This is a genomic window from Streptomyces bathyalis (assembly GCF_015910445.1).
Classification (GTDB): domain Bacteria; phylum Actinomycetota; class Actinomycetes; order Streptomycetales; family Streptomycetaceae; genus Streptomyces; species Streptomyces bathyalis.
Genome location: NZ_CP048882.1, coordinates 4,380,406 through 4,396,925 on the forward strand (window position 1 = coordinate 4,380,406; position 16,520 = coordinate 4,396,925).

At 70.9% G+C, this 16,520-nt stretch carries 16 protein-coding genes and 2 pseudogenes; 10 read left to right on the top strand and 8 right to left on the bottom strand.

Annotated features, from left to right (window positions below):
* Nucleotides 1-129: 129 nt before the first annotated feature.
* Nucleotides 130-348 (bottom strand): annotated as a pseudogene (locus G4Z16_RS33320) (effector-associated constant component EACC1); the annotation flags it as partial.
* 45 nt (nt 349-393) lie between these two features.
* On the opposite strand from G4Z16_RS33320, the gene G4Z16_RS19080 reads away from it, so the two are divergent.
* From G4Z16_RS19080 to G4Z16_RS19090, 3 genes are all read left to right on the top strand, one after another.
* Nucleotides 394-1,248, top strand: coding sequence for a lysozyme (locus G4Z16_RS19080; RefSeq protein WP_197351946.1), 855 nt, complete (start codon nt 394-396; stop codon nt 1,246-1,248).
* Between the two features lie 192 nt (nt 1,249-1,440).
* A complete protein-coding gene (locus G4Z16_RS19085) occupies nt 1,441-1,797 on the top strand; it encodes a cupin domain-containing protein (RefSeq protein ID WP_197351947.1) in 357 nt (118 codons plus the stop codon).
* A gap of 174 nt (nt 1,798-1,971) precedes the next feature.
* Nucleotides 1,972-2,661: a pentapeptide repeat-containing protein gene (locus G4Z16_RS19090; protein ID WP_246530943.1), complete on the top strand. Its 690-nt coding sequence runs from the start codon at nt 1,972-1,974 to the stop codon at nt 2,659-2,661.
* Between the two features lie 46 nt (nt 2,662-2,707).
* On the opposite strand, the gene G4Z16_RS19095 is transcribed toward G4Z16_RS19090, so the two are convergent.
* A complete protein-coding gene (locus G4Z16_RS19095) occupies nt 2,708-3,259 on the bottom strand; it encodes a hypothetical protein (protein ID WP_197351948.1) in 552 nt (183 codons plus the stop codon).
* 173 nt (nt 3,260-3,432) lie between these two features.
* Nucleotides 3,433-4,008: a TerD family protein gene (locus G4Z16_RS19100; protein WP_197351949.1), complete on the bottom strand. Its 576-nt coding sequence runs from the start codon at nt 4,006-4,008 to the stop codon at nt 3,433-3,435.
* Between the two features lie 171 nt (nt 4,009-4,179).
* Between G4Z16_RS19100 and arfB the strand changes: the two genes are divergently transcribed.
* Nucleotides 4,180-4,629, top strand: a complete 450-nt coding sequence (gene arfB, locus G4Z16_RS19105; RefSeq protein WP_197351950.1) for an alternative ribosome rescue aminoacyl-tRNA hydrolase ArfB — start codon at nt 4,180-4,182, stop codon at nt 4,627-4,629.
* Nucleotides 4,630-4,684: 55 nt separating this feature from the next.
* Here arfB and G4Z16_RS19110 read toward each other — a convergent pair whose 3' ends face one another.
* Nucleotides 4,685-5,218, bottom strand: a complete 534-nt coding sequence (locus G4Z16_RS19110; protein WP_197354749.1) for a flavin reductase family protein — start codon at nt 5,216-5,218, stop codon at nt 4,685-4,687.
* A 561-nt stretch (nt 5,219-5,779) separates the two neighbouring features.
* Here G4Z16_RS19110 and cdgB point away from each other — a divergent pair.
* Together cdgB and G4Z16_RS19120 are read left to right on the top strand one after the other, a co-directional pair.
* Nucleotides 5,780-7,423 (top strand): diguanylate cyclase CdgB, encoded by a 1,644-nt coding sequence (gene cdgB / locus G4Z16_RS19115; RefSeq protein ID WP_197351951.1) that lies wholly within the window; start codon nt 5,780-5,782, stop codon nt 7,421-7,423.
* 138 nt (nt 7,424-7,561) lie between these two features.
* Nucleotides 7,562-8,521, top strand: coding sequence for a carbohydrate-binding protein (locus tag G4Z16_RS19120; protein WP_197351952.1), 960 nt, complete (start codon nt 7,562-7,564; stop codon nt 8,519-8,521).
* A gap of 37 nt (nt 8,522-8,558) precedes the next feature.
* Here the strand turns inward: G4Z16_RS19120 and G4Z16_RS19125 are convergent, their stop codons facing one another.
* The 3 genes from G4Z16_RS19125 to G4Z16_RS19135 form a co-directional block, all read right to left on the bottom strand.
* Nucleotides 8,559-9,500 carry a 1-phosphofructokinase family hexose kinase gene (locus G4Z16_RS19125; protein WP_197351953.1) on the bottom strand — a complete coding sequence of 314 codons (942 nt, stop codon included), beginning with the start codon at nt 9,498-9,500 and terminating at the stop codon, nt 8,559-8,561.
* Nucleotides 9,501-9,656: 156 nt separating this feature from the next.
* Complete coding sequence (nagA, locus tag G4Z16_RS19130) at nt 9,657-10,820, bottom strand: N-acetylglucosamine-6-phosphate deacetylase (protein WP_197351954.1); 1,164 nt, start codon at nt 10,818-10,820, stop codon at nt 9,657-9,659.
* Nucleotides 10,817-11,722 (bottom strand): ROK family protein, encoded by a 906-nt coding sequence (locus G4Z16_RS19135; RefSeq protein ID WP_197354750.1) that lies wholly within the window; start codon nt 11,720-11,722, stop codon nt 10,817-10,819. Before G4Z16_RS19135 ends, nagA begins: the two co-directional genes overlap by 4 nt.
* Before the next feature lie 365 nt (nt 11,723-12,087).
* Between G4Z16_RS19135 and G4Z16_RS19140 the strand changes: the two genes are divergently transcribed.
* The 4 genes and pseudogenes from G4Z16_RS19140 to G4Z16_RS19155 all read left to right on the top strand — a co-directional run bounded on the left by G4Z16_RS19140 (nt 12,088) and on the right by G4Z16_RS19155 (nt 15,469).
* Nucleotides 12,088-13,377: an extracellular solute-binding protein gene (locus G4Z16_RS19140; RefSeq protein WP_197351955.1), complete on the top strand. Its 1,290-nt coding sequence runs from the start codon at nt 12,088-12,090 to the stop codon at nt 13,375-13,377.
* Nucleotides 13,378-13,406: 29 nt separating this feature from the next.
* Nucleotides 13,407-13,727, top strand: coding sequence for a DUF3263 domain-containing protein (locus G4Z16_RS19145; RefSeq protein ID WP_197351956.1), 321 nt, complete (start codon nt 13,407-13,409; stop codon nt 13,725-13,727).
* A 49-nt stretch (nt 13,728-13,776) separates the two neighbouring features.
* Nucleotides 13,777-14,548: pseudogene (locus G4Z16_RS19150) on the top strand (Type 1 glutamine amidotransferase-like domain-containing protein).
* Nucleotides 14,549-14,557: 9 nt separating this feature from the next.
* Nucleotides 14,558-15,469, top strand: a complete 912-nt coding sequence (locus G4Z16_RS19155; protein ID WP_197351957.1) for a trehalose-phosphatase — start codon at nt 14,558-14,560, stop codon at nt 15,467-15,469.
* Here G4Z16_RS19155 and G4Z16_RS19160 read toward each other — a convergent pair.
* Complete coding sequence (locus tag G4Z16_RS19160; protein WP_197354751.1) at nt 15,466-16,422, bottom strand: IS481 family transposase; 957 nt, start codon at nt 16,420-16,422, stop codon at nt 15,466-15,468. The two genes, G4Z16_RS19155 and G4Z16_RS19160, sit on opposite strands and share 4 nt — an antisense overlap.
* Nucleotides 16,423-16,520 lie beyond the last annotated feature (98 nt).

Genomic DNA, 16,520 nt, shown 5'->3' on the forward strand with positions numbered 1-16,520 from the left:
TTCACCGCCCGGGCTGCCCTTGTAGCGCTTGATGCGTACCTGGTGACGTCCGTGCACGTCCTCGTCGCCGAGCAGGGCGCCCTCCATGCCCGCGAACAGATACTTGCCGTCAGGTGGGGTGTGCGCCTTGCGCCAGGTCGCGATCGCCACAGCGAGGGTGCCGTACTGCGCCACGGTCTCGAAGACGAACCGGACGACCTCTAAAGCCCCGCCCATCTCGTCCGGCCCCGGCGGCGATCCGTGCCGCGCCCCCGGTCCACTCTCGCCGTCGGCTGTCCGTGCGCGATCCCGTCGCGAGGCTCCACGCTCGGCGAGCCAACCATTTAATACGTTTTTGTCCCGATACATTCGAGACTGCTGCTCCGCGACTCATCGACATCTACGGAGGCACGCATGCCCCTGCCCAGGTCCGGCCCGTCACGCCGTGCCGCCACCGGCTCGGTGAGGACGCCCGCCGTTCTCCTCACCGCCCTCACTTTGCTGTTCGTACTGCCCGGGATCGCCGAGGCCCAAGGTGACGATGAACGACTGGCTCACCCAGAGAAGGACTGGATGGGCTCCACCCTCAAGGCCCACGAAGGACGTGCACCGGCCTCACCGGCCTCGTCACGGACCCTCGCCGCGTCCGTCGAAGGCGTGGACGTCTCCAGCCACAACGGCAACGTCGCGTGGTCCACGCTCAAGAAGGCCGGGTCCCGCTTCGCGTACGTGAAGGCCACGGAGGGCACCAGCTACCGCAACCCCAACTTCGCGCAGCAATACAACGGCTCGTACAAGAGCGGCATGATCCGGGGCTCCTACCACTTCGCCCTGCCCTCGAACTCCAGCGGCGCCGCTCAGGCGAACTACTTCGCCTCGCACGGCGGGGGCTGGAGCAAGGACGGCAAGACGCTGCCGGGCGCCCTCGACGTGGAGTACAACCCGTACGGCTCGGCCTGCTACGGCAAGTCACAGAAGGGCATGGTCGACTGGATCAGCGACTTCGTGCGGACGTACAAGACGCGTACCGGCCGTGACGCCGTCATCTACACCTCCGCCACCTGGTGGAAGACGTGCACCGGGAACTCCACGAAGTTCAGCAAGACCAACCCGCTGTGGATCCCCAGCTGGGGCAAGTCGGTCGGCCGCCTCCCGGGCGGGTGGCCGTTCCACACGTTCTGGCAGTACACGTCGACCGGTAAGACCGTCGGCGACCACGACCGCTTCAACGGCTCGTACGAGCGGCTCAAGGTGCTCGCCACGGGGTGAGTGTCCACTCACCTCTGCCGGCGGCCCCCCGGAGCACCACCGGGGGGCCGCCTTTCCTTTGTTTGCGCCGGTCCGCCGGGATCCCGCGGGGCTCACGAAGGCTGCCGGGAAATTGCCGCTCGGGACGTTCGCCGCTCTCGCTGCCGCCGACGCACCATGGAATGAGCAGGGGGTTGATTGGAGGGAAACCTCATGATCGAAGTCAAGACGGTCGACAAGGCAGACGAACGGCGCGACTTCCCACGCGGGCACATAGAAGCCCTGCATCTCACGGGCCTGGATTTCGCAGTGGCCACTTTCGAGCCCGGCTGGCGCTGGACGGAATCGCTGCGTCCGATAGCGGGCACCGATACCTGCCAGGTGCACCACAACGGATTCATGGTGCAGGGGCGAATGCGAGTGAGGATGGACGACGGCACCGAGACCGAGGTCGGCCCCGGGGACGTGTTCGTCGCACCGCCCGGCCATGACGCATGGGTCGTCAGCGACGAGCCGGTCATCATGTACGACTTCGCAGGTCAGATGGCCACCGAGTACGCGAAGGGCTGACGCGACCGGAAGTCCAGCGCGTTCCGGGATGCCGGTGACCGTCCCGGGAACGACGGCAGGAACCACCAGAACGGGGTCGCGGGCGGCGTGCAAGCCGGGACATGGCGTCGTCCGCGGCCCTCGTGTGCGGCGGTGATGCGCGGGCCTGTCAGTGGCCCGGTGCACGATGTCGTGATGGCGAGCATGAGATCGAGGTCGACGAAGAAGCCGGGGGGAGCGGTCAGAGCCCCGCGCAGGCCGGAGGTGAACCTTCCGGAGCTGCGGGCCAGTGCTGAGGCGCCGGCCCCGGACGGGGACTACGACGGCGTGGAGTTCGAGGGCGCGGACCTGAGCCGCACCGACGCCTCGGGGGCCCGCTTCCTGGAGTGCGGCATCCGCAACTGCTCGCTGGACGAGGCGAGATGGGAACGCGCACGGCTGCTCGACAGCGTGCTGGAGGCCGTGACGGGAGCGGGTACGGACCTTGCCGGAGCGGAGTTGCGTGACGTCGAGCTGCTGGACGCCCGGCTGGGCGGCGTGCAGGTGCACGGGGCGCGGCTGTCCAGGGTGCTGGTGCGCGGAGGGAAGATCGACTTCCTCAATCTCCGCCAGAGCCGGCTGCTGGACGTCACCTTCGAGAACTGCGTGCTCGTGGAGCCGGACTTCGGCGGGGCCACGCTCGAACGGGTCGCGTTCCCCGGATGTGTGCTGCGCGGCGTCGAGTTCAGCGGCGCGCAGCTCACGGACGTCGATCTGCGGGACGCGGCGGAGCTGGACATCGCAGGCGGCATCGGGCAGTTGGGAGGGTCGGCGATCAACTCCGCCCAACTGATGGATCTGGCACCGGCGTTCGCGGCGGAACTGGGAGTGCGGGTCGTGGGCTGAGCTCTTCCGGCTGCGCGACGGCGGCGGTCCCTGGACCCGGGTCACCTCACACGCGGGGAAAGCGGGCGCGCAGCGTCCACACCGTCGGGTTGTCCGCCAGGCCCTCGTGCATGTCCGTCAGGTCCGCGAGGAGATCGTGGAGGAAGTCGCGGGCCTCCCGGCGCAGCACCGTGTGCTGGAAGGTGAGCGGAGGGGTGCCGGCCTCGGACCAGTCGGCGGTGATGTCCACCCAGCCGAACCGCCGCTCGAAGCGCATCCGTTCGGTGCTCTCGGTGAAGTCCACCTCTGCGTGCTGCGGTCCCGCGGCGCGGCTGCCTGGGGGCACTCCCCCTGGCTCCGCTGGGGGGACCCCCACCCGGCCGGAGGTCGGGGGAGGATCGGCGTCGATCAGCTCGACCGTGTCGCACAGCGCCCAGGCGAAGTCCAGGACGGGCAACCATCCCCAGGCTGTGGACAGTTCGCGGTCCGTATCCGTGTCGGCGAGATATACGTCCCCGCAGAACAGGTCGTGGCGCAGAGCCCGTACGTCCGCGGTGCGGTAGTCCGTCTGCGGTGGGTCGGGGAAGCGCCGGGAGAGGGAGTAGCCGATGTCGAGCACGGGGGCGATCGTGTCACGGGCCGGGCGTCGCGCTCGCGCCGCGGGCAGGCGCCCGGGGACACGGCGAGGTCGGTGACGTGCCCGCAGGCACGGCGAGGGCGGTACCCCCCGGCGGGGAAGCACCGCCCTCGCTCCGTACTCCCGGGAAGGGACGCACGCACGCGGGAATCGCGTCAGACGTTGACGCCGAAGTCCTGCGCGATCCCGACCAGACCGGAGGCGTAGCCCTGGCCGACCGCGCGGAACTTCCACTCCGCGCCGTTGCGGTACAGCTCGCCGAAGACCATGGCGGTCTCGGTGGCCGCGTCCTCGCTCAGGTCGTAGCGAGCGATCTCGGACTGGTTGGCCTGGTTGACGATGCGGATGAAGGCGTTCCGTACCTGGCCGAAGTTCTGGCTGCGGCTCTCGGCGTCGTAGATCGAGACCGGGAAGACGATCTTCTCTACATCGCCGGGCAGGCCGGCCAGGTTGACGTTGATCTGCTCGTCGTCGCCCTCGCCCTCACCGGTGACGTTGTCACCGGTGTGCACGATGCTCTGGTCCGGCGTCGACTTGTTGTTGAAGAAGACGAAGTGCTGGTCGGAGTAGACCTTGCCGGTCGTGTTCACCGCGATGGCGCTGGCGTCCAGGTCGAAGTCGGTACCCGTGGTGGTGCGGACGTCCCAGCCGAGGCCGACCGTGACGGCGGTCAGGCCCGGTGCCTCCTTGGTGAGGGAGACGTTGCCGCCCTTGGACAGGCTTACAGCCATGGGGATGCCCTTCCGTTTGGTGAGATCCGATGTGGAACCGGCCGGTCGGCCGGTCGGCGGAAGTCGCTCGGGAGCTCATTCCTTACCCCTGCACAACGCAACCCGTACGTGACCGGGTTCCAGGTCCAGGGTGGAAAAAGGCGGTGACTCGGATATGGGCGGGGAGCGACCATGGGAGACATGTCCACGCCCCCTTATGTCATCCGCGGATCGGTTTCGTTGCCCGAGGCCGAGCTGGTGTGGCGTTTCACGCGCTCCTCGGGGCCGGGCGGGCAGCACGTCAACACGAGCGACACCCAGGTCGAGCTGCGGTTCGACCTCGCGGGCAGTGACGCGCTGCCCGAGGTGTGGAAGGAGCGCGCCCTGGAACGGCTGGCGGGCACGGGCAGACTCGTCGGCGAGGGCGTCGTGGTCGTACGGGCGAGCGAGCACCGGTCCCAGTGGCGGAACCGTGAGGCGGCCGGCAGGCGGATGGCGGCCCTGCTCGCGGAGGCGACGGCACCCCCGCCGCGGATGCGCCGCAAGAAGAAGGTGCCGCGCGGGGTGAACGAGCGGCGGCTCCGCCAGAAGAAGCAGCGCGGTGACATCAAGCGCGGGCGCTCGGGACGCGACTGGTCGTGACGTTCCGCGGACCGCACGGCTCCACCGCGGCCCCGGCGCGCGGCCGGGCCGCCGGTCAGGAACCGCCCTTGGTCAGCGAGTGGTAGCGCCCCCTGAAGTAGAGGAGGGGTCCCGCGTCCGGGGCGTGCGGCAGCCTTGTGCTCAGCACCCGCCCGATGACGAGGGTGTGGTCGCCCGCCCGTACGCGCTGCTCGGTGCAGCACTCGACGGTGGCCAGCGAACCGTCCACCAGCGGCGCCTCGGAGGCCTCGCCACGGGTGTGGGGGAGCTCGCGGAAGAGGAGCCTGTCGCTGAGACGTCCCTTCATCGCGAAGCGGCCGGCCGTCTGGCGCTGGCTCTCGGTGAGCAGGGACGCGGCCCAGAGGGGCCGGCGCTCCAGCAGTTCGTCCATGCGTGACCCGTCGCGGACGCTGACCATGACGAGCGGCGGTTCGAGCGAGACGGACATGAAGGCGGTGGCGGTCATGCCGACGTCCGCGCCTTCCGGGCCGTCATCGGGGTCGAAGGCCGTCACCAGCACCACGCCGGCTGCCAGTCTCGCCATGGCCGCCCGGAACTCGTCCTCGCTCACCCCATCAGCATGGGGCATCGGGTGGTCCGGCGCCGGGCTCGTCTGCTGCTGCACTGCGTGTGACACGTCAAAAACGCTAACTGCTGGCCTGCGCCGGACGCATCGGACCCCGGGACCAGGACCTCAGACCCATGATCCATAACGGCACCCGGGCGGCTCTGTGACCGAATTGTGTTCCTTGTGTGTACGCAACAAGGCTTCGCGGTAACGGGGACGTGACCAGGGCGGGAGCCTGCCGGGAGGTCAGAGTCCGTTGCGGACACGGAAGTTGGGGCGCGCGAAGGTTGCAAAGAGGGGGCGTGAAAAGGGGCGCATTCCACGCTCTACGCTCCGGTAAGGCCGTACTGTCACTGGACCGGTCATTCGGTCGAGAGCATCGGCCGAGGCCCCGATGCATGGCAGCCTCATACGGAGAGGAGTCAACAGGCTGCGTACAGTTGTGACTTGAGTCACAGCGGGCAATAATTGTTGACCCTGTGTACCTGGAGCACAGCTCGCTGTGATTCAGTGGCCGTGGCAGTCGGACAATGACGTCCCGCGGACACCTGGAGTTGACGAACGAGGCTCAGGGGGAGGGCGATGGATACCGAGTCGGAGCCCTACGTCCGCCTTGCCAGCCTGCGTCAGCTGCACCTCGTCGTGGCGCAGCTGAGTACCGCCCGCAGCCTTGCCGACACCCTGCAGACCATCGCCGACGGAGTGGTCGACGGACTGGGATTCGAGATAGCCGCGGTCAATCTCGTACGTCCGGAGGGCGACCTCGTGGTCGCCGCCGTGGCCGGCAGCCAGGGAGCCGAGGCGATGATGGCGGGCCGGGTCGGCTCGCGCGCCTCCTGGGACCGCCGGCTGTCGATGGGGGAGGCCTGGGGCAACCTGCGGTTCGTCCCCTACACGGAGGGCTGGGTCCTCGACGACGACGATGTCCCGCAGTGGCACTCCACCGGCCCCGCACCCCAGTCGCCCGACGACTGGCACCCCATGGACCGCCTCTTCGCCCCGCTGTACGCCTCGGACAGCGAACTGCTCGGCGTCCTGTCCGTCGACAGACCCCGCAACGGGCGGCGGCCCGGCGCCTGGGGCCGCGAGGCGCTTCAGCTCTACTCGTCACAGGCCGCGATCGCCCTCAGCAACGCACGGCTGCGCTCCAACATGCAGCGCGCGCTCGTCCGCCTGGAGCGGGAGCAGTCGGCGCTGCGCGCCAGCGAGGAGAGCTTCCGGCAGGCCTTCGAGTACGCACCGAGCGGGATGGCCGTCGCCGAGATGGGCGGCGACCAGCACGGCCGTCTCATCCGCATCAACGACGCGCTGTGCAGGCTCCTCGGTCGGCCCGCCTCCGCGATGCGCCGCTACTCCTTCTCCGACATCGTCCACCCCGAGGACATCGGCACCCTGCTGCGCACGTCCGCGGAGGGCGGCCGGGCCGAGCTGCGCCTGGCCCGGCGTGACGGCTCGTACGTGTGGGTCTCGCTGCGCAACTCCGTGGTCGCCGACACCGCCGACGGGCCGCGCTTCCTGCTGACCCACGTCGAGGACATCGAGGACCGCAAGCGGCACGAGCTGCAGCTGGCCCACCGCGCGAGCCACGACTCCCTCACCGGCCTGCCCAACAGCGCCGAGCTGCGCACCCGCCTGAACGGGCGGCTCTGTGCCCGCCCGGCACCGTCGATCTCCGGCGTCATGCAGCCGGACCTCAACGGGAACGGCAGCAGCGGGCTGGCCTCCGGGATGCAGTTCGAGGACGCGGGCTCGGGCGTTCTGGCGTCCACGGGCATGTACGACCCGCACCACACGCACGCCGTGCCGCCGACCGGGACCGTGCAGGGTGAGAAGGGTCTCGCAGTCCTCTTCTGCGATCTGGACGGTTTCAAGTCGATCAACGACCGCTTCGGGCACAACTGCGGCGACGCCGTCCTCGTCGAGGTCGCCCGCCGGCTCTCCGCCGGTGTGCGTGACAACGACACGGTGGCCCGCATGGGCGGCGACGAATTCGTGGTGCTCACGGACGGTGTGGGCCCGGCGGAGGCGCAGGACCTGGCCGTCCGGCTGCGCAACGCGATCATCCCCCCGATCCGCGTCGACGGCAGAGCGGTGCGTGTGGGAGCCAGCTTCGGCATCGGCTGGGCGGGCTGCGGGATGACCGCGGAAGAGGTCCTGCAGTCGGCTGATCAGCGGATGTACGTCGAGAAGCGCTCCCGCTCGAAGGGGCAGCGCCGGGCCGGCTGACCGCGTGCGGAAGCCGGCGGGGAGGGCGGAGATGATTCACCCCTCCCGTCCATTGCGCGATCATTCAGCGTTGGCGTAGCCATCACCCTGTAGAGGTAGGCTCGGCCGGATACGTGACGCAGTTGGGAGTGACAGGGGATGACCGCCGAGAACGACGGCACCGGTGCGACGCCGGAAGGCGACGACCCGTTCGCCTACCTGTACCGCCAGGAAGGCGGTGAGGGCTCTCCGGCGCCTCAGAGCGGTGCTCCCAGGCGCTCGTACAACCAGGTCCGCGCGGTCGGCGAGCGCCAGTACGGCGGATACGGCAGCCAGTACGGCAGTCAGTACGGCGGTGCTCCCGGCGCCCAGCAGACCGCTGCTTACGGCCAGCAGCCCAACGCGCACTACGCCGCCCCCGAGACGATGCCCGGCGGGCGGGCGGTCACTCAGCAGTTCCCCGGCGGCCCCGGCGGGGGCAACGGACACGGCGGCCCGGGCGGGCGCAGCCGCAACGGCCTGCTCATCGGGGCACTTTCCGTCGTCGCCGCCGTCGTGATCGGCATCAGCGCGGCCATCTACTTCAACTCCGGCAGCGAAGAGGGCCAGAACGCCGGCGCCACCGCCGGTGCCGGCGGGGGCAAGGGCCAGGAGCAGAAGCCCGGCGCCGGCAAGCCGCGCAAGGGCAAGGCGATCGGCGAGAAGCAGGACGCCTCCGGGTTCCAGCTCGCGGGCGGGGCGGCCGCGGCCAGCGACATCCCGGGCGCCGAGAGCAAGGACGGCTCGTACGTCGGGTCCATGAACGTCACCGGTGCCTCGGCGACGTGGTCCGCGGACGTGCCCAAGGGCGGCGCCTACACCCTCTACGTCCGGTACGGCGTGCCGGGCAAGGACGCGAACGCGACGCTGTCGGTCAACGGGCAGCCGGCCTCGCAGCCGCTGAACATGTCGAACTTCGGCAATGCCAAGCCGGGCGACTGGGAGAAGGGCTGGACCCGGACCTACGCCTACGTCGTACTGAAGCCGGGCAGCAACAACTTCAAGATCTCCTGCGAGCAGGGCAACAACTGCGACTTCAACCTCGACCAGGTCTGGCTGAGGGCCGGCAAGGTGGGCTGAGGTCCCCGTCCGCCTGCCCGCCCGCCGGGCCCCGGCCTCATCCGGGTGCGGCTTCGCTGCTCTCCTCGACCGTCACCTGTGACAGCAGGTCCGCGTGGACCTGCTCGTCGAACTCCCCTGCTGTGGGCGCCCGTACGGTCGCCGCCGACAGTGCGACGGCGCGTGCCAGTCTCTCCGGCCACGGCAGCCCCTCGACCATCCCCGACAGCAGGCCCGCCACCGCGGAGTCACCCGCCCCGGTGGGGTTGCCCGCGAGGGAGCGGGGCGGCCCCGCTTGCCATGTGCCGTCCGGCGTCACCAGCAGCATCCCCTCGGGGCCGAGCGAGGCGGCCACCGAGTGCGCTCCGCGCCGCTGCGCCGCCCGCGCTGCGCGCAGCGGCTCGGTCGTACCGGTGATCCCGGCGAGCTCCACGGCGTTGGGCTTGACGAGGTCGGGGCGTGCGGCGAGCCCCCGGCGCAGCGGTTCGCCGCTGGTGTCGAGCACGACGGGCACGCCGGCGGCGTGCGCCTCCCTCGTCAACTGCGCGTACGCGCCCACCGGAACCCCCGGCGGGAGGCTCCCGCACAGCGCGACAGCCTCGACGCGGCCGTTGCCGAGCAGCCGTGCGTATCTCTCCTGGAACGCGGACCACTCGTCCGGGGAGATGTGCGGTCCGGGCTCGTTGAACTGCGTGGAGCTGCCCCCCGACTCGTCGACGACGCCCACGGTGCGCCGCGTGCTGCCCGCCGTCGGTACGAGCTCGTCCGTGATGTTCCGTTCCCCGGCCAGCAGTTCGCGCAGCTCCGAGCCGGTGAGTCCGCCGGCGAAGCCGGTGACGACGGACGCGTGGCCGAGCGCGGCGAGCACGCGTGCCACGTTGAGACCCTTGCCGCCCGGGCGCTGCACCACCTCCCGCACCTGGTGCGAGTCGTGCACGTGGAAACGCGGCACCCGGTAGGTGAGGTCGAGTGCGGTGTTGAGCGTGACCGAAAGGATCACGGGGGACCACTCCTGGGGGGAAGAGGCGGGGACGCGTACGCGCGCAGGCGTTGGGGACGGCAACCGCCCGAGCGATCATGCCATTTGGCCCCCGGCGTCGCGACCCCTGCGGGCCGGGCGGGACGGCATGTGACGGCTCGCCGGACGTACCGGAAGTCACCGCACGTCAGGCCGTACCGCCCACTCTCCCTGGCGCATCACGCCCGCCACCTCGAACGCGTCGTCGAGTACGACCAGGTCCGCGTACTTGCCCTCCTCCAGGGAGCCCGTGCGGTCCGCCACGCTGAGCAGCCGCGCGGGATTGAGCGACAGGGCGCGCACCGCGTCCTCCACCGGGAGCCCGTCGACCCTGACGGCCCGTCGGAACGCCTCGTCCAGGGTGAGCGTCGAGCCCGCGATCGAGCCGCCCTCCGTCAGGCGTGCCACTCCGTCCCGCACCTCCACCTCGAGCGGCCCGAGGGGGTAGCGACCGTCGCCCATCCCCGCGGCTCCCATCGCGTCGGTGATGAAGGCGACGCGGCCCGCGCCCGCACGGTGGAAGGCCAACTCCAGGGCGGCGGGGTGCAGATGAGTGCCGTCGTTGATCAGCTCGACGGTGACCCGCTCGTCCTCCAGCAGCGCGGCGACGGGTCCGGGGGCGCGGTGGCCGAGGGCGGGCATGGCGTTGAAGAGGTGGGTCGCGACACTGGCGCCCGCCTCGACGGCTTCCACGGTGGCTTCGTATGTCGAGTCGGTGTGGCCGACTGCGGCGATGACGCCGCTGTCCGCGAGGATCCTCACCGAGTCCATTCCGCCCGGGAGTTCGGGCGCGAGGGTCATCATCCTCGCCGTGCCGCGCGCGGCGTCGACGAGCTTGCGCACCTCCGTCGGGTCGGGGTCGCGCAGCAGCGCCGGGTCGTGCGCGCCGCAGCGCCCGGGGGAGATGAACGGGCCCTCGAAGTGGACGCCGGCCAGGTCGCCCTGCTCGACCAACTCGCTGAGCGCGCCCGCCTGTTGGGCCAGATCGGCGAGTTCGCCGGTGACGGTGGAGGCGACCATGGTGGTCGTGCCGTGCCGCCTGTGGGTGCCGATGACGGTCAGGGCCTCCTCGGCCGTTCCCGCGGAGAACGACGCGCCGCCGCCGCCGTGCACGTGCATGTCGACGAACCCGGGCACGATCCAGTGGCCGCTCAGATCGAGCGTGGGCATCTCCCCGTGCACGTTCGCGGCGACCAGCCGTCCCTCGACGGTCAGAGTGGCGCCCTCTGCCACGCCGTCCGGCAGCACAACCCGGGCACCGGTCAGCACTGTGCGCTCACTCTTCGGGCTCGTGGGGCTCATCGGCTCGCAACCTCCGCGGAGAGTAGGTCCCGGGCGAGAAGTCCCGCGCCCAGGCAGCCCGCGGCGTCCCCCAGCGCCGCCGGGACGATGGTGGGCAGCTGCTGGAAGGTGACGCGTGCGCGCACCGCGTCCCGCAGCGGTACGAAGAGGATGTCGCCCGCCTCGGCCAGCCCGCCGCCGATGATCACCGTGCGGGGGTCGAGGAGCGTGACGGCGGTGACGAGGCCCGCGGCGAGGGCGTCCACGGCGTCCCGCCAGACGGCGATAGCGCGCTCGTCCCCGGACTCGACCGCCTTGGCGGCGTCCGCCGCCGTGGCCGAGGTGTCGCCGCTCGCCGCGGCCCAGGCCCGTCCCACGGCGGACGCCGAGGCGAGCGCCTCCAGGCAGCCGCGCTGTCCGCACCCGCACTCCGGCCCGTCGGGCCGCACCACGACGTGCCCGATCTCGCCCGCGCCGCCGTGTGCGCCGGGCTCCACTCTTCCGTCCGCTCCGACGGCGCCCGCGATGCCCGTGCCGAGCGCGACGAAGAAGAATCTGTCGACGCCTTCCCCGGCGCCGATGCGTCCTTCTGCGAGGCCTCCCGTACGGACGTCGTGCCCGAGCGCGACGGGGATTCCGCCGAGCCGCTCGGTGAGCAGCGCGCGCAGCGGCACGTCGCGCCAGCCGAGGTTGGCGGCGTACACGGCCGTGCCGGCGGCCTCGTCGAGGATGCCGGGCACCGCGACGCCGGCGGCCAGCGGCTCCGTGCCGAACTGCTCGACGCCGTGGGCCCGCAGAGCACTCGCGAGGTCGAGGATGTTCCCGACGACGGCGTCCGGTCCGTCCTCGCGGCCGGTGCCGCGGCGCGTCTGGTACAGCAGCTCGCTGCCGCCGCCCGCTGGGCCGATGAGGGCTGCCTTCATGCCGGTGCCGCCCACGTCGAGGGCGACGACGTACTCCGGTTTCCGTGGGCTCGTACTCACGGGCCCAGTCTCCCGTGCCACCCCGCAACAGGTCTAGTCCACTCTTGCCATCCGTTCGGGTTTCCCGCCGTGGAGCGGCGGCGGAGTGTCCGGGTCTGGTACGGAAATCTGCCGCGTCCTCGCACTTCGCCCCATGTACCGGATGAAACGGGAGAGGCTGTTGCGAAAGTGATATCACCGGTGGCCTAGACCTTAGACGGCTGCCCGTGGAGACTCTCGTTCCGTACACGTCCGGCCGGGCCGGACGCCGGGGGTGGGAGGGGAGCACGGCGCGTGCCGTGCCCGTGGGTTGAGGGGTAGAAGCTGTGGAGCGTCGCAAGTTCCTCGGTCTGGCAGCGGCGACCGGTGCGGCGGCAGGCGGGGCCTTCACGGCCGCCGGATGCGGCACCGGGACGGGAACACAGAGCGCGGCATTGAAGGTGGTGGCGGCGGACTACGGCGAACCGGGCCGTGGCGACAGCTCCCAGGGGTACTGGGACAGTCTCGTCCGCTCCTTTCACAACAGGCATCCCGGCATCGCCGTGGACGTCGAGGTGTACGGCTGGAAGGACGTCGACAGGAAGGTCGCCGCGATGGTGGCCGCGGGCCGCCCGCCGGACATCGCGCAGATCGGCGCGTACGCCGACTTCGCCGCGAAGGGCCTGCTCTACAGGGCGGGTGAGCTGCTCTCCATACCCGTGCAGGCCGACTTCCTGCCGCCGCTCGCGGAGGCCGGCGAGGTCCGGCGGGTGCAGTACGGGATGCCGTTCGTCGCCAGCACCCGGCTGCTCTTCTACAACCGGACCCTCTTCGCACGTGCCGGGCTCGACCCGGACGCGCCGCCCAGGACCTGGGACCAACTGGCGCGCGCCGCCGAGCGGTTGAAGGCCAAGGGGGTGAAGATCCCGTACGGGCTGCCGCTCGGCCCCGAGGAGGCGCCCGCCGAGGCCCTGATGTGGATGCTCAGCGGCGGCGGCGCGTACACCGACAAGGTCGGCAACTACACGATCGACGCCGCGGCGAACATCAAGACCTTCAACTGGCTGCGGGACAGGCTCGTACGGCCGAAGCTGACCAACCACGATCCCGGCGGCACCGACCGCAAGGAGCTCTTCGACGCCTTCGCGCGCGGCGAGGTGGGCATGCTCAACGGCCATCCGACGCTGATGAAGCAGGTGCGGCGCAGCGGTGTGAAGTACGGCACCGCGGTGCCGCCGGGAGCCGACGGCCCCTCGGGCTCCACCCTCGGCGTGGCGGACTGGGTGATGGCCTTCAAGGAGAACGGCAGACGCGAAGAGGCGGGCCGCTTCCTCGACTTCCTCTTCGGAGAGAGGAACCACTACGGATTCGCCGACCGCTACGACCTGCTCCCGGTGACGACCTCCGCGAACGACAGGATGCGCGAGGGCCGCGAGCACAAGCCGATGCGGCGCTTCCAGGACGAGCTCATGAACGCCGAGTTCTATCCCGTCGGCAAGGTCTCCTGGGCGAAGGTGAGCGCAGACGTCAAGAGGAGCATCGGCAAGGCCGTGGCCCCGGACACCGGCCCGGTCGGCGTGCTCGGCGCCATCCAGCGCCGCGCGGAGGCGCGGGATTCGGAGGCTCGGGCGCGCTGAGTGTCGGACACCGGCGTTAGGTTGGACGCATGAGCCACGAGGCCGGGGACGGCGAGGCCGAGGACCAGGAGCGGGCCGGGGCCGGCCCGCACGTTCCGGCGCAGAGGGACGGCGGGCCGCGGCAGTCCGGCCTCTCCGAGCGCGATCTGTCCGTACTCGCCGTGGAACGCCGCGGCTGGTCCGGGCCCGGCATGAAGGAACGGGCCATACGCGAGCAGCTGGAGATGTCGCCCACGCGCTACTACCAGCTCCTCAACGCGCTCCTCGACGACCCGCGTGCCCTCGCCCACGACCCGGTGACGGTCAACCGGCTGCGCCGCCGCCGCGAGGCCCAACGGGCCCGCCGATGAGGGGAGTCGGCGTCGTCACCGGAGCACGCCTGCAGCGGGGGCCGGAGCGGTGACGGCTTCGGAACCGACCATTCTGGCCACCTCCGGCGGGCACCGCACCGGCGACCGCAGCCGGGTGCTCTTCGACGCGCTGGTGCACCACGCGGTCGACCTGTCCGGCGTGCACGGCCGCCGTCCCCGCGTCATGTACATCGGAACGGCGATCGGCGACGCCGAGCACTTCGCCGCGCGAATGGCCGAGGCCGCACGGGTGGCCGGATTCGACCTGACCCCGCTGAACCTCTTCCCCATGCCCAACGTCGAGGACGTCGAGGGCACGGTCCTCGGGCAGGACGTCGTATGGGTCATGGGCGGCTCGGTCGCGAACCTGCTGGCCGTCTGGCGCGTGCACGGCCTCGGTCAGGTGCTGCGCCGCGCATGGGAGGCGGGCGTGGTGCTCAGCGGCGTCAGCGCCGGGTCGATCTGCTGGTTCCAGGGCGGCGTCACCGACTCGTTCGGCCCCGAACTGCGCCCGCTCACCGACGCGTTGGGCTTCCTTCCGTACGGCAACGGAGTCCACTACGACAGCGACCCGGGCCGCCGTCCCCTCGTGCACCGGCTGGTCGCGTGGGGGCACCTCCCAGGCCGGAGGCTCTGGGGGAGGGACCCTCCCCACCTCGCACTGCACCGACGACGGGGTGGGGCTCGTCTACCGCGGCACCCGGCTGGCCGAGGCCGTCACGGAGGTCCCGGGCAAGGCCGCGTACACCGTCGTCCGGGAGGGCGATTCGGCCGTCGAGGAGCGCATCGAGCCGCGCGAGCTGCCGCCGGTCGGCGGGTAGGGTCGCGGCATGGCCGACGTTCCCACCCCCCGTACCGAAGCAGGCCGGGAAGCGCTCGCCGCGATCGTCTCGGAGCCCCGACGCGCCGTCGTGGCCCTCGACTTCGACGGCACGCTCGCCCCGATCGTCGCCGACCCCGCAGACGCCCGCGCGGACCCTGGCGCCGTGCCGGTGCTCTCCCGCCTCGCTCCGCGCCTGTGCGCGGTGGCCGTGGTGACGGGGCGCCCGGCCGAGGCCGCCGTCCGGCAGAGCGGCCTCGGAGGGGCCGAGGGCCCCCCTGGCTCCGCCGGGTGGGGGTCCCCCCAGCGCAGCGAGGGGGAGCACTTTCTGGGAAACCTCACCGTGCTCGGCGCGTACGGCGCGGAGCGCTGGGACGCCGCCACGGGCCGGCTGAGCACCGCGCCGCCGCCCCCCGGCGTCGAGGCCGTGCGGGCCGAACTGCCCGCGATCCTGGACGACTTGGGCGTTCCGCCCGGCACCTGGACGGAGGACAAGGGGCGCGCCGTCGCGGTGCACACGCGGCGTACGGACGATCCGGCAGCTGCCTTCGAGCTGCTGCGCGCCCCGCTCCACGAACTCGCCGACCGGCACGGCCTCGTCGTCGAACCGGGGCGCATGGTCCTGGAGTTGCGCGCACCCGGCGTCGACAAGGGCGCGGCGCTGACCGAGTACCTGCGGGAGGTGGGCGCCGGATCCGTGCTGTACGCGGGCGACGACCTGGGCGACCTGGCCGCGTTCGCGGCCGTGGAGAAGCTCCGCGGCGAGGGCGTGCCCGGTCTCCTCGTGTGCAGCGGAGGCGGCGACACCGGCGAGTCGGTGCCGGAGATCGCCGACCGGGCGGACGTCGTCGTCGACGGACCGGCCGGAGTCGTCCGGCTGCTGCGCGGCCTCGCCGACTCCCTCGAAGAGCCGGGCCGCTAGGTGTATTGACCTGATGCGTTGTTCACGCGGCTGATGGGTGGCTGGCTTCCGAGAGCGGTGTGGCAGCGGTGGTAGTTGTAGCTATGGAGGAAGTCTGTCAGGGCTGCGGTGCGTTGGGCGTTGCTGGTGTAGGGCCGCAGGTAGGCCCATTCGTCGAGCAGGGTGCGGTTGAAGCGCTCTACTTTCCCGTTGGTCTGCGGCCGGTAGGGGCGGGTGCGTTTGCCGGTGGCGCCCAGATGGCTGAGGGCTTGCTTCCAGGCGGTGCTGTGGCGGTAGGCGAAGGCGTTGTCGGTGATGACGCGTTCGATGCGGTCGATGCCCAGGCGGGCGAAGTGGACTGCTGCTCGGCGGAGGAAGTCGGCGCAGGTGGTGGCCTTCTCATCGGGGTGGATCTCGCTGTAGGCGAGGCGAGTGTGATCATCGACGGCGGAGTGGATGTAGTCGTAGCCGACTCCGGTCTTGGTCGCACGGGAAGCTTGGCGACCGAGGACTTTGTGGCCTCCCCCGTCGGGGATACGGCCGAGTTTCTTCACATCGACGTGGAGGAGTTCGCCGGGTCGGTCACGTTCGTAGCGGCGGATGACTTGGCCGGTGGGCCGGTCAAGGAAGCACAGACGGTTCAGCCGGTTGCGGGTCAGGACACGGTGGACCGTGGAGGGCGGCAGGCCCAGGATCGGTCCGATCCGGGCCGGCCCGAGTTTGTGTTCGGTGCGAAGAACGCAAACGCGCATCTCCACGTCCGGCGGAGTGCGGTTCGGCAGCCGGTGCGGGCGGCTGGAACGATCGGCCAGACCGGTATCGCCTTCTGCAGCGAATCGCCGCATCCACTTGTGTGCGGTGGTGCGAGAAACGCCCATCTGGGCAGCCACATGCGCTACCGGAAACCCCGAGCGGACACGTTCGACCAGCAACCGCCTGCCGTGCACGGTCAGCCGGGCATTACGGTGGGACACGAAGACCTCCGTTGTGCGGTGAAGCCTAGACACCTCCACCACACCGGAGGTCTTCGCCATGATCAAGACCCACGAACGTCAACAACGCTCGTGATCAA